Genomic DNA, 22,958 nt, shown 5'->3' on the forward strand with positions numbered 1-22,958 from the left:
TATTTCCGGGATTTTTTATATTTAATGACTGTAAATTACATTAATACATTATACTTTGTACATTTTACATTGTACACCATACAACTAGTTTCCCACAATCGTTCTTGCTGTTACAAACTCTTTTAAAGCCAATAAAGACAATTCCGTTCCATACCCCGAAGCTTTGCTCCCACCAAATGGAAAACGCGGATCAGAACTCGTCATTCTGTTAATATTGACGGTTCCTGATTCAAGGTTTTCAATAAAGAATAACTGACGGTCTGCTTTTTTCGTCCAAACAGAATTGGAAAGCCCAAAAGGAATATCATTAGCCATTTGTAAAGCTTCTTCATCACTTTTAGCGATCATTATCATTCCCAGAGGACCAAAAAGTTCTTCTTTTAAAATAGGATTACCTTCCTGAACACGAATTAAACCGGGTTTAAATTCATTTTCAGAGATTCTTTCCAGAGGAATAATAATTTCAGCACCATTTTCCAGCGCCCGGTTGAATTGAGCTTCCAATTCATCGGCCAGATCCGGTCTTGCCATTCCCGCTAATTTAGTTTCCTTATTGAAAGGATCTCCAACTTCATAGGTTTTATATTCTTCAATAAATTTCGGTAAAAATTCGTCTTCAATTTTTTCGTCAATAATAAATCTTTTAGCTGCAGTACAGGTTTGACCGCAATTTTGAAGTCTGGATTTCACTCCTGCTTTTGCCGCTTCATCCAAATCTGCATCATCGAAAATAATGAAAGCATCACTTCCTCCTAATTCCAGTAAAGATTTTTTGATGTTTAAACCAGCAATTGAAGCTACTTCTCCACCTGCTTTTCCACTGCCTGTAAGGCTTACCCCTTTCACAGCATCGTGCTCAAGGATTTCTTTTACAGCTTTATGCCCCACTTCCAGGTTCTGGAAAACACCTTCCGGAAAACCAGCCTCTAACAGAACTTCTACAATTGCATTCCCGCTTCCGAAACAGATTGAAGCATGTTTAAGAACGACTGTATTTCCAGCTAAAATCGCAGGAACAGCAAATCTCAGTACCTGCCAGAAAGGAAAATTCCAAGGCATTACTCCTAAAATCACACCTTTCGGAACATAATGAACTTCGGAATAAGAAAATTCAGATTCAACTTTTTCAGGTTTTAGAATATTGTCAGCATCTGCATAATAATGCATCATTAAGGCACACTTTTCCACCTCGGCAATTGATTCTGAAATGGGCTTATTCATTTCAGTCGTAATGATCCTGCCGAATTTTTCTGAATTATTCTTTAAAATTTCTGCCGCTTTTGCAATCAGCTTCTGCCTTTCTCCAAACGGTACTTTTCTCCATTCTGAAAACGTCTTATCTGCTTTAATAAGCTTATTTTCAATTAACTGTTCCATAATTTAACTCTGTTTTAAATTCAAAAATGAATTTATTAATGCCTTTATTCTAAAAAGCATCGTGAAAGTAACAAATTTTGTTCCTTAAGACTAAATAAAGTAATGATTTTTCTCTATCGAAATAATATAATTTTGTACTATATCATAAACCATTCATTCACAAGACATGCTGCTAGTCTTGCCGTCCTGTCCTGAATATCAAGGGAAGGATTGACTTCTGCTGCATCAAGCGCTATCAGTTTCTCATTTTTCAAAATATGTCTGTAAAAATGCATAAAAGGCGTATCTGCAAAGATGCCGTTGTAGGCAGAAGCAGAAACTCCCGGGGCAATAGAAGCATTGAATACATCCATACAGATCGTAAGGTAAAGAAAGTCTACACTGTCTGCCAGTTCATCTATCCGCTGATAAATAGAAGGAAGGTTTTCAAAAAACAGCTCATCGGCAAGGATGTATTTCATTCCGTACTGATGGGCTGTATCAAAGAGTTTCAGGGTATTAGAATTTCTCTGAATCCCGATATGAAGCGAATTGATCTGCCCTTCCTGTGCGATCTGCCAAAAGCCTGTTCCTGAGCTTGCTCCTACTCCATTTTCCGGTTGTCTGTTGTCAAAGTGGGCATCGATATTGATAATTCCAATCTTCTGTTCCGGAAAGGCTGTTTTAATTCCTAAATAATGGGCATAGGTTACTTCATGCCCACCGCCTAAAACAAGTGATCTTCCTCCTTTTAATAATACTTTTGAAACTTTTTTAGCAAGAGTATTCTGGGTATTTTCGAGATCCCCGTTTTCACAGCTCACATTTCCAAAGTCTAAAAGGGAAAAATCAGGACGGATAACGGGGAAGTTTGACATATTTTTACGGATCACATCCGGAGCATCTTTCGCTCCCTGACGTCCTTTATTTCTTCTGACCCCTTCATCTACGGCAAAACCGTGCAGAACGAAATCATCCGCTGTAATATGGTCATAATTATTTTCTTCTTTAACTCTTTGAAATATTCTGTGGAAAAGAAGTTCTTCTCCATCCAATCTGCCTTGCCAAGTGTCCTGAAACATAGAATTTAAATTAAATTTTTAATGACATCGTTTTATATCGTAAATCTAAATAATATTGTTTAGATATTAAAACGCTCCTTTGTTTAATTCCAACAGTATTCCATGAGATCAGTCATTCAATGGAGAGGGTTGTTTTCAGGTCATTTTTTTCCCTGGTTGGCATTACTGCTGATGAACATTTCATTGCGTTCTTCTGAAACGATTTCCAGGAATCGTTCATAATGCTTGAGAACATCAGAAATCAGCTCATTTTTTGTAAAGTACTGCACATCGTATCCTTCCCTTCCATCCCCAAAATAGGATCTTGGATAGTGGGTTTTCTTATCATCCAAATCGGGAAGATTTTCTTCATTAATCATGTATTCAGAAACGGTTTTCACCTTATTTTCAACTCCGTAAACAAAATTATTGACTACTCCCTGGTGAATTTCTATTTCTGTCCTTACAGGATTTTCATACTGGTTTATTTTCGCTTCAATTCCATTGGCTGCAAACTCCTGCTGCAGATCTGTAAAGGCTTCTTTTGTTTTAACCTGAATAAAATGATCTACTGATGAATTATCTTTAAAGGAGACGATGTTTTTTAAACGCTCTTTCCAAAATTCTCCTGACCAGGGAACGGTTGAAGCAGAAAAATTGGTGTCATAATATTTCTGGTCAATGATCAATCCCTTCATCAGACTGACTATAAATAAAAGGACTATGATTGAAAAAGGCAATGCCGTAATTAAGGTCATGCTTTGAAGTGCTTTTAATCCTCCTGCGTTTAATAGTAAAAGGGAAAGCACGGCAAGTAAAATACCCCAGAATATAATCTGCCATTTCGGAGATTTACTGGAATTTTTAGTAGCGATACTATTCATTACAAATATTCCCGAATCAGCGGATGTTACAAAGAAAATAATAATGATGGAAATCACAAAAAATCCGGTCAGGGTTGACAAAGGCATATATTCTAAAAAACGGAACATTAATGCATCAGGATCAGATGCCAGCTGGCTTAATTTACCATTCGCTACATTCAGGTCGAACCAGATAGCACTATTCCCGAATACGGACATCCAGATAAAATTGAATAAAGTAGGAAGCACTAAAACGGCCAGAATAAATTCCCTGATGGTTCGTCCTTTAGAAATCCTTGCGATAAATAATCCTACATAAGGTGACCATGAAATCCACCATGCCCAGTATAAAATTGTCCAGTCATAAAACCAGGGCAATGCATTTTTTTCGTAAACATGGGTATTGAAAGTAAGATTGAAAAAATTATTGACATAGTTTCCTAATCCGTCGGTAAAACTTCCTATTAAATAGACAGTCGGACCTAATATGAGTACAAAAAGTAAGAGTACAATGACACTCATTACATTAATATTGCTTAAGATCTTTACTCCTTTATCTACTCCACTAATTGCTGAAAAAACAGAAAGAGAAATAAGACTGATCACAATAATCACCTGATTGGTAAAGCTGTTTTCTGCAGTAATATGAAGTATATTCAATCCTGAACTGATCTGCACCACTCCAAATCCCAAAGTCGTGGTCAAACCGAAGAAGGTACAGCATAATGCAAACACATCAATTGCATTTCCCCATTTGCCATTAATTTTATCTTTCAGTAATGGATAAAAGCAGCTTCGCAATGAAAGGGGCAGCCTGTACCGGTAAGCAAAGTAAGACAGGGAAAGCCCTACCACTCCATAAATAGCCCAGGCATGAATTCCCCAGTGAAAAAAGGTATATAATTGTGCCTGCTTTGCTCTGCTGACGTAATGATTATCTGCAAAAACTTCTGAGGAATAGTGTTGCATAGGTTCTGCCACACTGAAATAAATAAGCCCGATTCCCATTCCTGCAGCAAACAGCATCGAAATCCATGAGAAAAAGGAGTAGTCCGGCTTGCTATCGTTAGCTCCAAGTTTTATGTTCGCATATTTACTGAAAAGAAGGTAAACTAGAAAAATCACAAATAAAGTAACTGCCCAGACATATATCCAATTCAGATTAACAAATATAAACTGTTTAATCTCATTTAAAATATTTTCCGTCGGTTTAGGATAGAGCGCCGAAAGAAAACATGTTCCGATAATAAAAATGAGACTTGGAACAGTAACACCTTTGTTAAAAGTAGACTTTAGATTTTTAAATTTCATCACCTTATTTTTTTGTAATTTAATATTGACAGACACCTGGCATAGCCCTGGTAGAAGTACTCAAAGAATAATATGACTGCTTTATTTTCCTTATCAAGGAGTGTACTTAAGAACTATAGAAAGTTACTATTTTTTTTAAAGATTCAACAGTAACGGGGGCACAATATAAGGAAACTTATATAAAAAATGAAAATCAAGGCTACTATTGCGGCTCATTCGTCTGCCTTGGCTCACTAAAAATTTGCTTTAATTTACGTTATAGTGTTCAAAGCTTTGCCAGTATTTATCCTTATAGATTTCGAGTGAAATTTTATACTGAGGATTCTCTTTTATAATCTGATCAAAGACTTTTGAGGGCCGTCTGAAATCTTTGCTGGCAAAATAGATACTTTTGCAGCTGTCTGCCGTCTCTCTCCCGATGTACAGATGACCACTTTCAGGAGCCAAAACTTCTGCTGCATAATCTTCGATGGTATTCATGGTATTGTAATCTTTTTCTTCCGGGAAACCATCATTCCTGCTTCCGTCGTAAGAAATCTTCAGCACCGAGATCCACGGATAAGAAGCTTTTGCATTGTATTTCAATAAAGAAGTATTCACGGTGGCCATAAGCGGCATTCCGTTTTCCAAAGTGGCTTCAAGAAGAGAAAACTGATCTTCACTTTCCAGCTTCATATCCTTATATTTCTCAGTAAATTCTCTTTCTCTCCAGAGAAGGAATTCTTTTAACTTTTCTATCGGAATAAGTTCTTTTTCAGCTTCATTCTTACCAATCACACTAAAAGTATCAATCTGAGTGGCAAAATTCAGTTCACCTAAGAAATTATCCAGAAAAATACAGATTCCTGTTGTAGCGGAACTCCTGTTTGCCTCATTCAGATCACTATACACAAAAGCCAGATCTATCTCGTCCGGATATCCGTCTATTTCATTGGAGTAAAAATAGATATTGTCTTTTGTGAACTCGCAGTCATTCATCCGGATTCCTACGTTTTCAATATTAGTTTCAGGCTTAAGGGCAGTTATTTTCCAGCGGTCCATCTTTGGTGCAGCGGCCACAAGCTCCTCAGCAAAAATTATTTTTTTAATATCGCCTTCTACCGTAATAATAAGTTCTGCCGTATGGTCATCAGACATGCCTGAAAGAAAATAATATCCCTCATTTATTTTAGAAAGTTCCGGAGCCATAACATCAAAAAACTGGTCTTCAATATGCTCTCTGTTTTTAACAACTTCAAAAAACGTTTTCTCTTTTGTTAAAAACCAATCCCAGAAATCATTGTATGTCCTGCTTTCTTTTTCCGGCTCTTTTTTGCCTAAAATCTTATCAAAGATGCCCATATTTATTGAATTAGGTTTCCATCAATATATACTTTTTCTGCATTCAGGCTTCCCTGATTGTAAAGTATGTTTTGGAAATTATCCGTTTTAAAAGTGACAAAATCTGCTTTTTTACCGACTTCCAGTTGTCCTATATTATCAAGACCCAACGCATAAGCTGCACGGAAAGTCATTCCTGCAAGTACTTCAGCAGTCGTTAACTTTTCAAATGTTGCTAAAATGGAGGCTTGGGTAATTAAATTTCCCATTGGGGCAGATCCCGGATTCCAGTCACTGGCGATGGCTACAATTGCTCCGGCATCCAGTAATTTTCTGGCTGGTGTAAATTTTTCTCCTAATCCTAAGCTTGCCCCCGGAAGTGCAGTTGCCACAGTATCTGATTTTGCAAGAAACTCAATATCTTCATCAATGGTAGCTTCCAAATGGTCTGCAGACTTCGCTCCCACTTCCACAGCTATTCTTGAACTTCCGGGTGTAAACTGGTCTGCATGCACGGTAATATCAAAACCTAAATCTTTAGTTTTAAGCAGGAAATCTTTACTTTCTTCAGGCTGGAAAGCCGATTTCTCAATAAAGATATCTACACGCTTGGCCAACCCTTCTTCTTTTACTTTGGGTAAAATTTCGGCAAGGATATAGTTTAAATATTCCGTATTGCTTCCTTCAAAATCTCTTGGCTTTAGGTGTGCAGAAAGACAGGTAGGAACAAGTTTAGCTGGAGTATGTTCCTGCGCTCTTTTTATTATTCTGAGCATCTTTAACTCGTTTTCTACATCCAATCCGTAACCGCTTTTTATTTCAATGGTGGTGATTCCAAGTGAAACCAGAAAATTAATCCTTTGCAGTAAGCTTTTTAGCAATTCTTCTTCTGAAGCTTTTCTGGTATGCTGCACAGAACTCCAGATCCCACCTCCACTTTCTGCTATTTCAAGGTATGTCTTTCCGGCATTACGCATCGCAAAATCATTGGCACGATTTCCTCCGAAGCAGATATGGGTATGGGAATCTACAAATCCTGGAAGAACAATCTGTTCTCCTTCAATGGTTTCAATTTCTATATTTTGATTTTTAGATTTTAATGTCTCAAAATTTCCAAGTTCCCGGATTTCTCCATCATTCACAATAATTCCACCATCAGAAATGATTTTAATCTGTTCATCAGAAAGTTTTCCTCTTAACGGAAGATCTGCCAGCGTTACGATCTGTTTGAAAGGTCCTATTAATTTCATTTATATAAGATTAAAGCTATTGCTTGTTTATAATTAATTTTTCCTCTCAAAAATACTTAAAATATCTCAATTTATTCTATCTTAAATTGTCCTATCCTGCATCTGTACCTTAATCTTAACGTTTTTTCAATGTCTGATTTTATCTGTCTACGTTTCAATCTTGTTCTAAATTTCCTATCTTTGAGGTAAATGAAATGAATTAATGCCAGATTTTTTACATCCAGATAAGGAAAACTACTCGCACGAGGAGCTTATACAGGAGGAGCAGATCCGTCCCCAGAGTTTTAAAGACTTTGCGGGGCAGAGAAAAACGCTCGAAAACCTTGAAGTTTTTGTCAGTGCTGCCAAAAGACGTGGCGGAGCTCTTGACCATGTTCTTCTGCATGGTCCACCGGGTCTGGGTAAAACTACTTTAGCCAATATTATTGCTAATGAACTTGGAGTAAGCTGTAAAATCACTTCCGGGCCTGTTTTGGACAAACCGGGAAGTTTAGCAGGCTTGCTTACTAATCTGGAGGAAAATGACGTTCTTTTTATTGATGAGATCCACCGTCTGTCTCCTATCGTGGAAGAATATCTGTATTCTGCCATGGAGGATTATAAAATAGACATTATGCTGGAAACGGGACCCAATGCAAGAAGTGTTCAGATCGGTCTGAATCCTTTTACTTTAGTAGGAGCTACCACAAGAAGCGGAATGCTGACGAAGCCGATGCTGGCAAGATTTGGGATCCAAAGCAGGCTTGAATATTATTCAGTTGAACTTTTATCGATGATCATTCAGAGAAGTTCAAGGGTTTTGGGAAGCAAGATTTATGAGGATGCAGCGATAGAAATTGCAAGAAGAAGCCGTGGAACACCGAGAATCGCCAATGCTTTATTGAGAAGGGTTCGTGATTTTGCGGAGATCAAAGGAAACGGAGAAATTGAAATCAACATTACAAAATATGCGCTGAATTCTTTAAATGTGGATGAATTTGGCCTGGATGAAATGGATAACAAAATCATGCGTGTCATGATAGAAAACTTCAAAGGAAAACCGGTAGGAATTTCTGCACTGGCGACTTCAATTGCTGAAAATCCTGAAACATTAGAAGAAGTTTACGAACCCTTTTTGATTCAGGAAGGATTCATTATCAGAACACCGAGAGGAAGGGAGGTAACCGACAAAGCTTATCAGCATTTAAATATAACCAGACCGAAAAGTCCGGGAGAATTATTTTAAAATCTATGTTTATTCCAAAATTATACAGAAGTGAAGATTACGATCTGATGAGGCAGCTCATCAGTGAAAATGCCTTTGCCCTGCTTATTTCTTCTACTGAAAAAATAAGGGCAACCCATTCTATGATGATGCTTAATGAAGATGATCCAGAGCATATGTATGTGGAAACTCATATTTCCAAGGCTAATCCTCAGGCAAAAACACTGAAAGACGGAGATGAAGTTCTCTGTGATTTTCTGGGAGCTCATGCATATATTTCGAGCAGCTGGTATGATCATATGAATGTTTCAACCTGGAATTATGAAGCGGTACAGATCCGTGGAAATGTACAGCTGATGGACAATGAGGAGCTTTATCAGCATTTGGAAAAATTAACATTCAAGTATGAGAATTTCCAAAAGTGTCCCGTAATGGTAAAAGATATGGGTAGAGCGTTTGTAGAGAAGGAGATGAAAGGTGCTTTCGGCCTGAAAATAATTCCAACAGAAATATACATCAAGCAGAAACTTTCCCAGAACAGAAAAGACCATGATTTCCAGAATATCATTTCGGAACTTGACAATACAGACGAAAACGGGAAAAAGATCGCTGCTAAAATGAAATTAATACAGAAATAAATCAAAATATATATGAAATTATATCCAATACAATGTGGAAAATTTAAATTAGATGGCGGCGCTATGTTTGGGGTCGTCCCAAAGAGTCTGTGGGAAAAAACAAACCCTGCAGACGAAAGAAACCTGATTGAACTGGGAACCCGTTCCCTTCTGATAGAAGACGGCAAGAAGCTCATCCTTGTGGATTGTGGTCTTGGCAATAAACAGGATGATAAATTCTTCGGACATTATTCGCTTTGGGGAGATGACAATCTTGATAAGAATTTAAAGAAATTCGGTTTTGTAAAAGAAGATATCACAGATGTTTTTCTTACGCATCTTCACTTTGACCATTGCGGTGGTGCTATTGAATGGAATGATAATAAAACGGGTTACAGACCTTCTTTTAAAAATGCACAGTTCTGGACGAATGAAAATCACTGGAAATGGGCAACAGAGCCGAACCCAAGGGAAAAAGCAAGTTTTCTGAAGGAGAATATCATGCCAATGCAGGAAAGCGGACAGCTGAACTTTTTACCACTTCCTGCTACAGGAAATTATGGTTTTGCCCCTGATCTTAAAATGGATGTGATCTTTGTAGACGGACATACGGAAAAGCAGATGCTTCCGGTAATTCAATACCAGGAAAAAACGATTGTTTTTGCCGCTGACCTTATTCCTACTGCAGGACACATCAACCAGGTATATGTCATGGGATATGATACCAGACCTCTACTGACAATGGAAGAGAAAGGAAAATTCCTGAAACAGTGTGTGGATAATGAATATTTACTGTTCTTTGAACATGATGCTCACAATGAACTGGCTAGTCTTAAAATGACTGAAAAAGGAGTAAGATTAGATGAGATTCACAGTTTTAATGATGTTTTTGGATATTAATTTTTAATTATGGAAGAGTTACATTCAGAGACACAGAAGGCAGAACCGGAACCGTCGTCACCCAAGATCATAGGTCTTACGGGAGGTATTGGCTCAGGAAAGACTACAGTAGCACACTTTATTGAGGAGTTTGGCTTCCCGGTCTATTATTCCGATGACAGAGCAAAAACCATTGTAAATGACAATGAGGATTTAAAGATCAAGATCAGGGAATTACTGGGCGAACAAGCTTATGATTCAAATGGCCTTTATAATAGAAAATATGTAGCAGAAAAGGTCTTTAACAATAAAGATCTGCTTCATGAATTAAACGAAATCATTCATCCCGCTGTAAAGATTGATTTTGAAGAATGGCTTAAAAAACAGACCAAATATTTAGTCTTCAAAGAAACAGCATTATTGTTTGAACTAAAACTGAACAAACAATGCTACAAGTCTCTTCTGGTCACTGCGGAAGATAATATCAGAACCAAAAGGGTAATGGACAGGGACGGAAAGACCTACCGTGAAGTAGAATCTGTCATGGAAAAGCAAATGCCTGAAAAGGATAAGATTAAACTGGCAGACTGCGTTATATACAATAACACTAATCTGGAAGATCTTAAGGAACAAACCGAACAGATCATCTTTGATATTGAATAAGAAAAACCTCGTTAGAATTTCTAACGAGGTTTTTTATAAGTTTAAATAAACTTGACTAAGTCTGTCTTATCATCAGTTATTATGTAGAAGATCTGAAAGAAATCTCGGATGAGATTTTAGAATAAACAAAACACAAATCACTAATTATTTATTTAGTTAATATACATCTGGTATTAACATTAAGATAAAATTCACCAAATTTTACCAATAAAAAAGCCCTCATTTCTGAGGGCTTTATCTATTTTGAAATTTAAATATTATTATTCTTTAATAAATTTCTTTTGGACTGTTTTACCATTGTCATCGATATCTATAACATAAACTCCATTGATCAGTTTACTTACATTGATCTGGTTGTTTAACAGGATACCTTCACCGATAATTTGTCCTGCAGAATTGTAGATTTTATATTTAGCTTTTTTACTAATATTTTTCACATACAATACTGAGCTTACCGGGTTAGGATAGATCAGGATATCGGTCTGGTTAACAGGATTTGCGATTCCAGGTTTAGAGATTCTTACTGAATAATCCTCTACTTCTCCGTTGGCAAAATTAGTACAGTTAACCGGAATACCATCTCTCATCATCGCAATTCTCATTACTACGTATTTGTAGTTGGTCATACTTACATAAGCATCTACCGGTACGCTGAATGTTCCTGTAACAGGACTTGTCGTGTTCGGTGGTGATGTAAGTACTCTTTCATCGATGTCGAAATATCCGTTTCTGTTGAAATCGATCCATACAGCAATACCTTCATCATGATTGGTTCCGTTCCATTTTTTCTCGATGGTGATCTGGTTTCCTGTAGATCCCTGAACCATCTCTATAAATGTATCCGGTACTCCTGTGTAATCTGTATAGCTTGATGGCCCTGAAGCATTTTCCATTTTAGGTCTTCCGCTAGGCGTCACCGTAACTTTGGAAATATGTTCGTTAACAGCATTCTGAGAAGCCATCTGGCAATAGATCACTGTAGGGGTAGTGAAATAATATGGAGGTGTGTATGCACCCGGCGTACCGTTACAAACGTTCACTACCTGCATTTCATATTTCGTTTCTTCCAATAATCCTGTAATTGTATAAGTATTCACAGTCAATGGAACGTTTGTCCAGCTCGGAATACCTACTTTTCTGTATCTAAGGATATAGGTTGCTCCAGTGAAACCTTCCCATGTAACTTCAGCTGATGTTGGAGTAAGCTGTAGTATTGTTAATCCCGGAGGAGGTAGCTCACAAGTCCTTAGTGTAGTAAACACTTTTGGATTCGAATACGGGTTAAGTGTAGTTTCTCCCACACACTTGTTTCCCACTCTTACTTCATATGTTGTATACGGATCTAAACCGCTCAACAGATAAGTATTGGTAGGAGGCGCGATATTACTGATTGGAGTCCAAGGTAAGCCTGAACCTACTTTTCTCCATTCTACCGTATAGGTAGAGCTGGCAGCAACAGGGGCCCAAGTAATCAAGGCGGAGGTTGTGGTGATATTACTAATTGTAACATTTGGAGGCGTAGGGTCGCATCTTGTTACAAATGGCTTGATCGGGGTAAATGTACCGACAACGTCTCCACATACTGCAGCTACCTGAACTTCATAATTTGTAGCTGGAGTTAAACCAGTCAGTACAAGCGGCATGTTGTTCAATAGTGTAGAAGCATATGTTTCTATCCATGGTCCCGGAGGCGGTCCCTGAAGTCTGTATCTTACTAAATAACTTACGTTATTCGCTCCACCTGAAAGGGTAAGTGTAGCAGAATTATGAGTTGTTACAATACCAGGCTGGTTTGGTGTAACATTACTACATGGTCTTATTCTTACTGCATAATCTTCAACCTCACCATTCACTGCATTCTGACACATTACCGGGGCACTTGTACGTTTAAGCACAACTCTCATTGTAGTGGTAAGTGGTCCTGTATAAGCTCCTGTCGGTACACCGAAAACAGCTGTAACCGGAGTAGTAGTACTTGCTGCGGAAGCAAGAATCTGTTCATTTGCTGTAAACTGTCCGTTTCTGTCGAAATCTATCCATACTGAAACTGCATCATTACTTGTAGATCCAGTCCATCCTTTTGCTACAGAGATTTTATTGTTTACAGATCCTGCATCAAGAGTAATTAATGTTGCAGGTGTTACATAACTTGTATAATTGGTTTGTACAGAAGTATTACTCATTTGTGGAACACCAAGGTTAGAAGAAGTAACCGTTACATTAGAAATGTGGTCGTTAGTTCCTGTTCCTGTCATTGTACAGTATGACAATGGTGGTGTCGTAAATGTTGATGAAGGACCATATGCTCCTAATGGACCGGTTCCACATTGTGTAGCGACCTGTACATTATAGGTAGTTTGCTCTGTAAGACCGGTAATCGTATACGTACTTGCACCGGCAGCTAAAGTTTGCGTCTGCCAAGCTCCTGAAGGAGCAACTCTCCATCTTATGGTGTACGTAGCATTTGCTGCACCAATCCAAGATACATTTACTGTTGTAGAAGTAAGATTGGTAAGTGTAAGACTCGCAGGTGGTGCTGTAGTACATGCCGGCTGATCTATTAATTTCACAGCATAATCTTCTACCTCACCCCAAGTGAAAGTTCCACATGCAGCAGCAGTAGCAGATTCTCTTAAGGCTACACGCATACGGGTATTAAGCGTACCTCCGTAAACGGCAGTACCGGAAGGCACCGCAAATGTAGCTGTTACCGGAGTGGTTGTATTACTTGCTGAAGTTAAAACTTGTTCGTTTGTTTCAAATATACCATTCCTGTTAAAATCTATCCAAACACCAGTTCCAAAAGAATACTGAGTGCCCGGCCAGCTTTTAGCAATAGAAATTGAATTCCCCGCAGATCCTCTTACCAGCGTAATTAATCTGGCAGGATCCGTACTGTAATCTGTATAGTTGCTAAAATCTGAAGTACTAACCATTACGGTTGAGTTAGTAGGCGTCACTGTTACATTACTAATAAACCCATCAATTGTAGTACTGGTTGATGATGATGTACAGTAGGTAATCGCCGGTGTCGTAAAGAATACTCCTGCTGAGAATGCTCCCTGTGTTCCACCACAAATGGTAGCTACCTGAACCTCATATTGAGTTTGTTCTAATAAACCTGAAATAAGCTGATTACTTGCTAATACAGCAGTGGCAGGAAGAGTGACCCATGCACCGGCAGGTGCTTGTCTGTATCTTACCACATAACTTGCTCCTGTAGCTGCAGCCCATGTAACGTTGGCTGAAGTAGGTGTTAAGTTATTTACTCCAATGTTGGTTGGTGGAGCAGCACTACAAGTCTGCAGATCAATAAGTTTTACTGCATAATCTTCTACTTCGCCCCATGTAAATGTTCCACAAGCTGAAACTGAAGAGCTTTCTGCTAAACCTACTCTCATACGGGTCGTAAGATTCCCTCCATAAACAGCTGTACCAGAAGGTACCGGAAAGGTAGCAGACACCGGAGTTGTTGTATTACTTGGAGAAGTTAACACACGCTCAGTTGCTTCGAAAATACCATTTCTGTTAAAATCGATCCAAACTCCTGTGCTAAAGCCATATTGATAACCCGGCCAATTTTTCGTAATCGTAACTGTATTATTTGCACTACCTCTTACTAAAGTAACTAATCTTGTTGGATCTGTACTGTAATCAGTATAATTACTGAACCCAGAGTTACTTACCATAGAAGGAGCTGCTGTTGCATTAACAGCAACCTGACCAATATAACCATCTATTGTTGTACTTGTAGAAGCGGCGGAACAATAGCTGATAGCTGGAGTTGTAAAAGTTGAACTCGCTGAAAATGCGCCCTGTGTACCTCCACAAATGGTAGCTACCTGGACTTCATACTGAGTTTGTTCTGTTAATCCTGAAATAAGCTGACTTCCTGTTAATGGAGTATTTACAGGAATACTGATCCACGCACCTCCAGATACAGGTCTGTATCTCACTACATAGGTAGCTCCGGTAGATGGCGTCCATGAAACATTAGCTGAAGTTGGTGTTATACTTCCTACTGTAATACCAGCAGGAGGTGCAGTTGTACAAGGCTGTAAACTTACACTTACCAACTGTAATCTTGGGATGTTATCATATCTTGTTGATGCAGTAGGTGGTGCTGTAGGGCTAGGATCTGTAGTATCATTATAATAAAGAATCCCTCTGTTTGTTCCTGCATTATAGTTCCCCCAGCCTGTTCCCGGAGATCCTGAATACCCTGGAGTATTCTCATCAACTCCTACAACAATATTATCGGTTCCGTTCCACAGGAATGGAGTTGATAACTGAAGGGTCACCCAGTTTCCACTTGTTATAGCAGGTAATGTTCCTGAAAAAACTTGTGTCAATGAAGCTGCAGGCACCCAACTGGTTGTAGTAGCAAAGTTGGCTTGGGTTGTATGTCCCATATATACTACCCAATCACTATAATTGGTTTGTGGCAATACAGCTGAATCAACGTAGAATTTTATAGCTGTAATATAATTTGCCGTTCCGACAGCAGCCGAAACTTCAGCAGCAGTATAAATCTGCTGAGAATAGTTATATCCATAATATGAATATATAGGAAGTTGAACCATGGAGGTAGTTCCCGTCCCAATCTGCCCCGTTTGACCATAGACTTTGGAAACAAAGCCTATATTTACTAAACACAGAAAGAGTATTAAAGAAGTAAAGAGTTTCTTCATAATGTTCTCATTATTATATTAATCATACAAATCTAATAATTTTTTCACTATTAATATATCCATTCAAATATTTTTTTGTAAAAATTTCACAATAATAATACATTTTATACATTAAAACATAAAATCCCCAGGGGCAGCCTGAGGATCTTATATCGTTTTTAATTCTTATTATTTTTTGATGAACTTGGATCTGAACTGATCTTTTCCTTTTTCATCAATTGTGATTACATATCCGCCTTTAATTAGAGCTGAAACATTAATTTTTCCGTCCTTAATATTTCCATCTCCTACTAGCTGACCGGCAGCATTGTAAATTTTATATAATGCTTTGTCTGAAACTTTAGTAATGTTTAATACATCACTTGCAGGATTAGGATAGATCTGAATTCCATTATTAGGAGCATTTACATCACTTGTTCCTAAAGCTAGCTGGATCTGAACAGGATAATCTTCGATCTCGCCGTATGCAAAACCATTACATCCGTTTTCAGGCTGATCTTCGTAAGCCATTACCACTCTCATAATGATTTTTTTATCTGAATAAGCGTTGGCAGGTACAGAGAACGTTCCCGACACAGGCGTCACCGTATTAGCCGCATTACTGTAGATTATCTCAGAATCTGAGAAGTTACCATCTCTGTTGAAGTCTATCCAGGCAGTTACTCCTTCATTGTACTGATCGGCAGTCCAGGCTTTACTAACACTGATGGTGTTGCCTGAACTTCCCTGTCTTAGGGTAATTACTTTAGTAGGGTCTGCAGTGTAATCTGTATAAGAAGAACCGGTACTGGTATTGGAAATAACACTCATTCCAACCGGAGTTACAGAGACATTTGAAATATATTCGTCTGCAAAGCTTCCTGTAGCATTTGTACAGTATGCATAAGGCAATGTAGTAAAGTTTGTAGTTGCTGAATAATCACCCGTAGTGCTTCCGCAAATATTAGCTACCTGCACCTCATATTGAGTTGTATCTTCAAGTCCGGCGATGTAGTAAGAGTTGGTTGGAACAGTTACATTAATCCATGTTGAAGTTCCTGCTTTTCTGTATCTTAAAGAATAGGTAGCACCTTGAACTGGCGTCCAGCTGATGTTTCCGGAAGAAATTGTCAGTCCAGACACAGCTACACCTGCAGTAGCCGTTGTAGAACAAGTACCCATTGAAGCAGCTACTGTAGCATTTCCTATTGCATAAAAAACATTTCCAATAGCACTTACTCTAATTTTTATATTAGCGCCTGTAGCAAGAGAAGAGAATGTGAAAGCTTCCGCACCGTCATTAGGTGTAGATGGCGAAAGTACGACCCATGAAGTTCCGTTATCTGCAGTATAATCTATTTTAACGTTTTGAGCATTGTAGATCCCTGCATTGGTATTCACAACATTCCATGTTACAGCACTGGCAGCGTTGTTATATACTGTAGTGGAAGTCACTTTAAAAGGTCCTTCATTTCCTACACCAACTTTCTGAAGTGAAGAATTAGTCTGCTGTTGCGTTACAATTGGACTGTTATCTCGGGCAGTGAACACAAAATTTGTAGATCTGGCTACGGTGGATACCGTTTCCCAGTCTGCCGCAGAAGAAAGATTTCCTGCTAATACAGTATTCAGTTTAGGAAAATATCTGGTAGGTGAAGTAGACGGTGCTATAGATCTGAATAATGGTCCTACACCTGTATTTCCAATGATAGCCGTAACTGGTATAGCAGCATTATCAAACTGTTCCCAAGTATAGGTCATAGGATTTCCTTCAGGATCTATTGCATTACCTGTAAGGACGAATGCGGTTCCTTTTGGAATTGCTAAATCATTCAAAGCAGAAATAACAGGAGGATTGTTGGTAACCGGAGTTTCAACATCACATGTTTTGGCAACAAGATTATTCTGAACCTGAAGAATACTTACCGCATGGAAATAATCATCAGAATTGGTCTGAACATCGGCATTTGTAATACCCGCATATCCCATAATAGTGGATCCGGATCCAGGTTCCATATTCACCCCAGAACCTTCAAGGGCATGAGAGAAAGTATGGTTAGCTCCTAACTGGTGTCCCATTTCGTGAGCCACATAATCTATATCAAATGTATCACCCTGAGGAATAGCATTAGCTGGTGAAGTATAACCAGAACCTTTAGCCTTACTTGTTGCTGTTGCAGGATTTACACATATACATCCAATACATCCGGCATTTCCTCCGCCTCCGCTTCTCCCGAATAAGTGCCCGATATCATAGTTCTCGTTTCCGACAACACTGGTAAGGGTTTGCTGAAGCTGAACATTCCAGTTGCCCATCTGAGCAGCCGGAGAATAAGGATCTGTAGCTGCATCCATATAAACAAGCGCAGGATAGTTCACCATATTCATGTGCAATCCCATATCTTTTTCGAAAACACCATTCACTCTTGTAAGCGTAGCATTCATTGCGACCAGTGCTCCCGCCTGGGTTCCCCCGAAATACGTGGTATATTCACCTGTTACAGAAAGTGCCAGTCTTAGTGTCCTGTACTTTTTGTCTGAAGATTTAGAAAAATCTGACGAATTATTAGCGAAAGACTTTTTGCTGTTGTATAGTTTTGCAATTTCTTTTTTAGAAAGGATGTCTTCATCCATTGAACAAAGGAAACCTTGAGACCCTGCTGTAGGTACTGTTTTTGCATGTACACCGTAAACCGTTTTAGCCGCATTCTGAGGTTCTATAAACTGATAGACACCGTCTTTAATAATCATGGACTGAAAATCGTTCGGAGCTAATGAAAATCTTAAATATTTTGAAGGATCATCAATTCCCACTCCCACATAAGATCCCAGCTCATACTGATCTGCAAGCTCTTTTGCGATCACAGGAAAACTGTAAACATTGAACCTTTCCACCTTACCATCCAATGTAGGAAGTGAAATAGCAATAGGCTTGGAGTTCTGGCCCATTTCCTGGGCTCCTGCAAGTTGTGATCTAAGTAAAGAAATATCTAAGTTATAATATCCTTTGATATCTGACCGCTGTATCAATTCTCCGCCTCGGCCTGTTGACGGCGTCCACTGTGCGGTAGCAGCGGCAAATAGACAGAACGAAAATACTGAAGTAAAAAGCTTCTTCATATTTTTAATATTATGTTAATTTCACAAATATAACATTTTAAGTAAAACAAAATCACAAAAAATTAAAATACAATAAAGAATAATCACTCAAATATAATTTATGATTTAACAATAACAAAACAAAAATCCCCAGATGGAGATCCGGGGATTCAATAGTAAAGGTGAATCTGGTTATTTTTTATAAAGACTGATCTTATCACTCAATGGAAAAATCAGTTTTGTTTTTTAAAACTTATAGGCAATATTCCATGCAAAGCCCATATTGAATTTGCCTGAACTTTTTCCAAATCCGGGAACAATCATTGGAGTGATATCATCCTGTTTGGAAGTATAGACTAAATATTTAGGCTGAAGATTGATATCGATATAGAAGTTGGACTCAAACAGTTGCACTCTTCCTCCTACTGTTCCTTCTATCCAACCGGAAGTCTGTGACGAAGAGGGAAATGACACAGAGGAGCCACTGCCACCATATCCCCGCACAGGAACGGCCATATATTCCTGATTGTAGAAAGCAGCACCGATCTTACCTCCTGCATAAAAACCGTTGAATTCATTTTCCAGATCTTTTGCAAGCATATAGAAAGCCCCTAATTTCACAAACGGTCCACTGGCTTTTGCATCGTACCCATTTTTTTGATATACATTCTTCTCAAAACCGGCTTCAGCAATAGCATGTACATTTCCCCTCACTTTTGAGGAAATAAAACCCTGATAAAGCATTCTGTCTGAAAAAAAGGAAACTCCGGCATTAAGAACATCAAAACCAACCATAAAATTCGGTTTGTATTTCTCCTGAACTTTTTTGGCTTCTTTAGCTTCTTTTTTTTCCTGGGCCAGACCCATTACTCCTATTATGCTAAAAAAGAAGGAAAAGATTAGTCTTGTCTTCATTTTCTATTTGATTTTGTCCTGCTTCAATTTTCTGTACAGGATTTGATTGTAATAATTCTGAACTTAAATTCTCATATGTTTTTTTGATTCCACATCCCGGAGATACATATGTAGTCTTTGTGGTGTAACTGATCCTTACATGAGATTCGGGGCCTTTCAGAGTTTCCTTGAAGTAAATATCTGTATAAGGAGAATCATCTACCCTTATTGGAACCAGCTTGGAGGTTACTGTCTTATCCCATCCCAAATCCACTTTTCCGGATCCGTAATCTACTGCAACGTGTAAGGAATCCATTGTTTTCTCTTTGCCTGTTTCAAGAGATTTGAAAGCTACTTTTAATCTTGGCGTTCCTTCACCGCTTTCACAGATATCATCTTCTCCGCCACAGGAAAAAAGCATTCCCACGAAGCAGATCATGATGAGAAATTTAAAATATTTCATCTGTATATTTTATTTTTTATTTGGTCAGATGCAACTGACGTTCATATTAAGATTTGAAGTCAAATTTAAATAAAATTATTTTTTAATAAGCAATGCAATGTTTTCCACATGATGAGTCTGCGGGAACATATCTACCGGCAGGATTTTCACCAATGTATAATGTTCTTTCATCAAGGCAAGATCTCTCGCCTGTGTTGCAGAATTACAGCTTACATAGACTACTTTTTCCGGGGCGAGTTTAAGGATTTGCTCTACCACTTTCTGGTGCATTCCATCTCTTGGAGGATCGGTAATCAGAACGTCTGCTTTCGGATGATTTTCCATGAATTCATCATTGAAAACATTTTTCATATCTCCACAATAGAATGTGGTATTGGTAAGACCGTTTAATTCAGCATGTTCTATAGCTGCATCTATGGCTTCCTGAACAGATTCTATCCCGATCACATGTTTTGCATTTCTGGCAACATACTGTGCAATAGTCCCAGTTCCTGTATAAAGGTCATACACTACTTCATCACCTTTTAAATCAGCAAACTCCAATGTTTTTCTGTAAAGCTCTAAAGCTTGTTTATAATTGGTTTGAAAGAAGGATTTGGGCCCGATCTTAAACTTCAGCCCATCCATTTCTTCCATCAAAAAGCCTTCTCCGAAATAAGTATTGACATTTAAATCGTAGATAGAGTCATTTTGTTTTGGGTTAATGGCATACACCAGTGTTTTGATCTGTGGAAATTGCTCCAAAAGATACTGGAAAAGATTTTCTCTGTTTTGTTTTTCTTCTCTGTAAAGCTGGAATAAAATCATCCATTCGCCTTTAGAGTTTTGTCTCATCATTAAGGTTCTTAAAAACCCTTCCTGTTTTTTTACATCAAAGAAGTCCAATCCATTGTCTACCCCAAATTTTCTCACAGCCAGACGTATGGCGTTGGAAGGATCTTCCTGAAGGAAACATTCTTTAAGGTCTAAAATTTTACTCCACATTCCCGGAATATGAAATCCTAAAGCATCTTTGCTTCCGAAGTTTTCTTCAGAACTTATTTCATATTGAGTAAGCCATCTCGCATTGGAGAAAGAAAATTCCATTTTATTTCTGTAAAAATACTGCTCTTCAGCACCTAAGATGGGAACGGTTTCAAAATCTTCAATTCCACCGATTCTCTTTATATTATTATACACTTCTTCCTGTTTGAAATCAAGTTGCTTTTCGTAGCTCATATTCTGCCACTTGCATCCTCCGCATGTCCCAAAATGAATACATTTGGGCTCTACTCTGAATGGGGAACGTTCCACCACTTCTACGGTTTCTGCTTCGTAGTATTTTGACTTGGATTTTTTTACTCTTGCATTCACAACGTCTCCCGGAACCGCTCCGGAAATCAATACTGTTTTTCCTTCTTCGGTTCTTCCTATGGCAACGCCTTTTGCTCCTGCACCGAACAGCTTAATATTTTCAAGAATTATATCTTTCTTCTTTCTCATCCGTAAACTCAATTTCTTTTAATGGTCGGATAAAACCTATGGGTTTCAGTCCTGAATCTCTATTACTATTTTTTAATCTGCCGAAATGAACTTCCGGTTTCAATCTGCAAAAATACAATAAAAAAAACCTTATCCGAAGATAAGGTTTCCATCTATATTAAAGTTTATTATTTTGTTGGGGCTGGCTGAGGATTTGCAGGCTGTGCTGACGGATCAACCGGCATTGCCTGTTGCTGCTGCATCTGGATATTAGGATCTACTCTTGGAGCAGAAAGTCCTGTAAGTTTATCTAAAATCGTCACAACCTCCTGCTCACCTAAGTTCACAAAAGATCTGCTGGCAATTTTGCCATCTTTGTCTACTACTATAAAGCAAGGCAGCTTGAATCCGTAAACGCCATATTTTTTAGCAATATCTGATTCCAGTCCTTTATCACCGTATACATTCGTTCCCGGAATTCCTTTTAATAATGCACTGCTGGTTTTTACAAACTGATCTTTTGTATCATCAACGTTTACAAAAACAAAGTTCATTTTAGATTTATAGAAATTCACAACTTCTTTTAAAACAGGAACTGTAGCTTCACTGATGTAAGGATTCCAAGATGCATAGAAGAACAGCATGTATGGTTTTCCTTTATTTTCAGAAAGCTGGTAAGATTTACCGTCTGCTTTTACCAAGGCTGCTTCAGGAGCAGCATCTCCTACTTTAAGTCCGTTGATTGCTACCTGCATTTTAACAAGATCTGCTTTGATGGATGCATCAGTAATATCGGTATCAATAATTTTTTTGATTTTGTCAGTATTCTTCGCAGGAGCACCCGGATGAATATCCTGAGCCACTACAAATGCTAAAAGATAATCTTTAGCAGTCTGTGTAACTTCTTTTCTGTCTTTTAGGAATTGTGCAAAAATTTCAGAAGTGATAATGTCTGTTTTTCGTTTAGCTTTTGCTTCAGCAAATTTCTGAAAGTCAGGGCTCATTTTCACAAGCAGATACTGTCTGTACAACGGAATTGTTTTCACCATTACGTCTTTGTTCTCTTCCAGTTTATTTTCATAATCCTGGAAAGCTTTGGAAACTTTAAATGAAGGGTTCCCTGACATCTGGCGCTGGGACATTTCATAGTTGGCAAGAAGGTTCAGAATGGTTACTTTTACGTCATTCTTTTTCCATTCCAGGATTCCTTTACCCGGGTTATTTTTCTGAGCAAGCTCATCTACATTTTTATTGATATCAGCTTCGATCTTCTGAGCTCCTTTTAAGAATGTTTTTTCGTCTCCGCCCATTAGTTGCTGAACATTGATCTTACTTCCATATTCACCTAAGAACTTTTGGCTTGCCTGAAGAAAATCATTGTTTTTTTTAGCGTCTCCTGTAACGACGAATTCGTTTGGAAAGGTCATTGCGTTTCCAGAAATATTTAGCTTCTGTCCGCCTTCAAGATAAATAAGATTCTGTCTTCCTGCATAGTTGATGACATACATCCCGTCTTTAGGAGCATCGAAGCTTCCAGTAAAGTTTCCATTTTTATCTAAACCTATATTAATAAGCGGAAGTGTAGCAACACCAGAAGCTTCAACAAATTCAATTCTTTCGAGTGGTGAACTTCCAGCAATTTTTCCTTTTACTTCAACTTTTTTTGAACAAGACATCACAAAAACCGTGATGATAAACAATAAAAGATATTTTTTCATTTCAATTTTAATATTACACAAAAATACCGTTTTTTACGGTTTGTTGATTAAGAGTATTTATTTTTTTTAAAAATTTTATGAAAACCTATGAAAAGAGGGTTTGCAGCCATTTTACCACCATAGATTTTT

The 22,958-nt window shown here is 38.1% G+C and carries 15 protein-coding genes; 4 read left to right on the plus strand and 11 right to left on the minus strand.

The window, feature by feature from the left end; all coding sequences use genetic code 11:
* Positions 1–84 precede the first annotated feature (84 nt).
* The 5 genes from QF044_RS15545 to hutI form a co-directional block, all read right to left on the minus strand.
* Positions 85–1,377, minus strand: a complete 1,293-nt coding sequence (locus QF044_RS15545; protein WP_307269150.1) for an aldehyde dehydrogenase family protein — start codon at positions 1,375–1,377, stop codon at positions 85–87.
* 137 nt (positions 1,378–1,514) lie between these two features.
* Positions 1,515–2,438, minus strand: a complete 924-nt coding sequence (hutG, locus tag QF044_RS15550) for a formimidoylglutamase (protein WP_307269152.1) — start codon at positions 2,436–2,438, stop codon at positions 1,515–1,517.
* 140 nt (positions 2,439–2,578) lie between these two features.
* Positions 2,579–4,591 carry a BCCT family transporter gene (locus QF044_RS15555; RefSeq protein ID WP_307269155.1) on the minus strand — a complete coding sequence of 671 codons (2,013 nt, stop codon included), beginning with the start codon at positions 4,589–4,591 and terminating at the stop codon, positions 2,579–2,581.
* Positions 4,592–4,837: 246 nt separating this feature from the next.
* The gene (locus QF044_RS15560) at positions 4,838–5,932 is read right to left on the minus strand and encodes a DUF695 domain-containing protein (protein ID WP_307269157.1); all 1,095 of its coding nucleotides are present in this window, start codon (positions 5,930–5,932) and stop codon (positions 4,838–4,840) included.
* Between the two features lie 2 nt (positions 5,933–5,934).
* Positions 5,935–7,161 carry an imidazolonepropionase gene (gene hutI, locus QF044_RS15565; protein WP_307269160.1) on the minus strand — a complete coding sequence of 409 codons (1,227 nt, stop codon included), beginning with the start codon at positions 7,159–7,161 and terminating at the stop codon, positions 5,935–5,937.
* 202 nt (positions 7,162–7,363) lie between these two features.
* On the opposite strand from hutI, the gene ruvB reads away from it, so the two are divergent.
* From ruvB to coaE, 4 genes are read left to right on the plus strand one after another with little or no spacing between them, the layout of a single operon-like run.
* On the plus strand, positions 7,364–8,386 hold the full coding sequence (ruvB, locus tag QF044_RS15570) for a Holliday junction branch migration DNA helicase RuvB (protein WP_307269163.1): 1,023 nt from the start codon (positions 7,364–7,366) through the stop codon (positions 8,384–8,386).
* 5 nt (positions 8,387–8,391) lie between these two features.
* A complete protein-coding gene (locus tag QF044_RS15575; RefSeq protein WP_307269165.1) occupies positions 8,392–9,003 on the plus strand; it encodes an FMN-binding negative transcriptional regulator in 612 nt (203 codons plus the stop codon).
* Positions 9,004–9,015: 12 nt separating this feature from the next.
* Positions 9,016–9,882 (plus strand): MBL fold metallo-hydrolase, encoded by an 867-nt coding sequence (locus QF044_RS15580; RefSeq protein WP_307269168.1) that lies wholly within the window; start codon positions 9,016–9,018, stop codon positions 9,880–9,882.
* 9 nt (positions 9,883–9,891) lie between these two features.
* Positions 9,892–10,524, plus strand: a complete 633-nt coding sequence (coaE, locus tag QF044_RS15585) for a dephospho-CoA kinase (RefSeq protein WP_307269171.1) — start codon at positions 9,892–9,894, stop codon at positions 10,522–10,524.
* A 260-nt stretch (positions 10,525–10,784) separates the two neighbouring features.
* On the opposite strand, the gene QF044_RS15590 is transcribed toward coaE, so the two are convergent.
* The 6 genes from QF044_RS15590 to QF044_RS15615 form a co-directional block, all read right to left on the minus strand.
* Positions 10,785–15,215 (minus strand): GEVED domain-containing protein, encoded by a 4,431-nt coding sequence (locus QF044_RS15590; RefSeq protein ID WP_307269174.1) that lies wholly within the window; start codon positions 15,213–15,215, stop codon positions 10,785–10,787.
* Between the two features lie 168 nt (positions 15,216–15,383).
* Positions 15,384–18,314, minus strand: a complete 2,931-nt coding sequence (locus QF044_RS15595) for a reprolysin-like metallopeptidase (protein ID WP_307269177.1) — start codon at positions 18,312–18,314, stop codon at positions 15,384–15,386.
* A gap of 225 nt (positions 18,315–18,539) precedes the next feature.
* On the minus strand, positions 18,540–19,208 hold the full coding sequence (locus QF044_RS15600) for a DUF6048 family protein (RefSeq protein ID WP_307269180.1): 669 nt from the start codon (positions 19,206–19,208) through the stop codon (positions 18,540–18,542).
* Positions 19,174–19,650: a DUF6452 family protein gene (locus tag QF044_RS15605; RefSeq protein WP_307269182.1), complete on the minus strand. Its 477-nt coding sequence runs from the start codon at positions 19,648–19,650 to the stop codon at positions 19,174–19,176. Before QF044_RS15605 ends, QF044_RS15600 begins: the two co-directional genes overlap by 35 nt.
* A gap of 75 nt (positions 19,651–19,725) precedes the next feature.
* Positions 19,726–21,132 carry a 23S rRNA (uracil(1939)-C(5))-methyltransferase RlmD gene (rlmD, locus tag QF044_RS15610; RefSeq protein WP_307269183.1) on the minus strand — a complete coding sequence of 469 codons (1,407 nt, stop codon included), beginning with the start codon at positions 21,130–21,132 and terminating at the stop codon, positions 19,726–19,728.
* Between the two features lie 167 nt (positions 21,133–21,299).
* Positions 21,300–22,829 (minus strand): TlpA disulfide reductase family protein, encoded by a 1,530-nt coding sequence (locus QF044_RS15615; RefSeq protein ID WP_307269186.1) that lies wholly within the window; start codon positions 22,827–22,829, stop codon positions 21,300–21,302.
* Positions 22,830–22,958: the final 129 nt, after the last annotated feature.

It is taken from the genome of Chryseobacterium sp. W4I1, assembly GCF_030816115.1.
In the GTDB taxonomy this organism is placed as follows: domain Bacteria; phylum Bacteroidota; class Bacteroidia; order Flavobacteriales; family Weeksellaceae; genus Chryseobacterium.

Coding starts and splice junctions, on each gene's coding strand:
- QF044_RS15545 (WP_307269150.1), bottom strand. CDS start 1,377: ATGGAACAGTTAATTGAAAATAAGCTTATTAAAGCAGATAAGACGTTT.
- hutG (WP_307269152.1), bottom strand. CDS start 2,438: ATGTTTCAGGACACTTGGCAAGGCAGATTGGATGGAGAAGAACTTCTT.
- QF044_RS15555 (WP_307269155.1), bottom strand. CDS start 4,591: ATGAAATTTAAAAATCTAAAGTCTACTTTTAACAAAGGTGTTACTGTT.
- QF044_RS15560 (WP_307269157.1), bottom strand. CDS start 5,932: ATGGGCATCTTTGATAAGATTTTAGGCAAAAAAGAGCCGGAAAAAGAA.
- hutI (WP_307269160.1), bottom strand. CDS start 7,161: ATGAAATTAATAGGACCTTTCAAACAGATCGTAACGCTGGCAGATCTT.
- ruvB (WP_307269163.1), top strand. CDS start 7,364: ATGCCAGATTTTTTACATCCAGATAAGGAAAACTACTCGCACGAGGAG.
- QF044_RS15575 (WP_307269165.1), top strand. CDS start 8,392: ATGTTTATTCCAAAATTATACAGAAGTGAAGATTACGATCTGATGAGG.
- QF044_RS15580 (WP_307269168.1), top strand. CDS start 9,016: ATGAAATTATATCCAATACAATGTGGAAAATTTAAATTAGATGGCGGC.
- coaE (WP_307269171.1), top strand. CDS start 9,892: ATGGAAGAGTTACATTCAGAGACACAGAAGGCAGAACCGGAACCGTCG.
- QF044_RS15590 (WP_307269174.1), bottom strand. CDS start 15,215: ATGAAGAAACTCTTTACTTCTTTAATACTCTTTCTGTGTTTAGTAAAT.
- QF044_RS15595 (WP_307269177.1), bottom strand. CDS start 18,314: ATGAAGAAGCTTTTTACTTCAGTATTTTCGTTCTGTCTATTTGCCGCT.
- QF044_RS15600 (WP_307269180.1), bottom strand. CDS start 19,208: ATGAAGACAAGACTAATCTTTTCCTTCTTTTTTAGCATAATAGGAGTA.
- QF044_RS15605 (WP_307269182.1), bottom strand. CDS start 19,650: ATGAAATATTTTAAATTTCTCATCATGATCTGCTTCGTGGGAATGCTT.
- rlmD (WP_307269183.1), bottom strand. CDS start 21,132: ATGAGAAAGAAGAAAGATATAATTCTTGAAAATATTAAGCTGTTCGGT.
- QF044_RS15615 (WP_307269186.1), bottom strand. CDS start 22,829: ATGAAAAAATATCTTTTATTGTTTATCATCACGGTTTTTGTGATGTCT.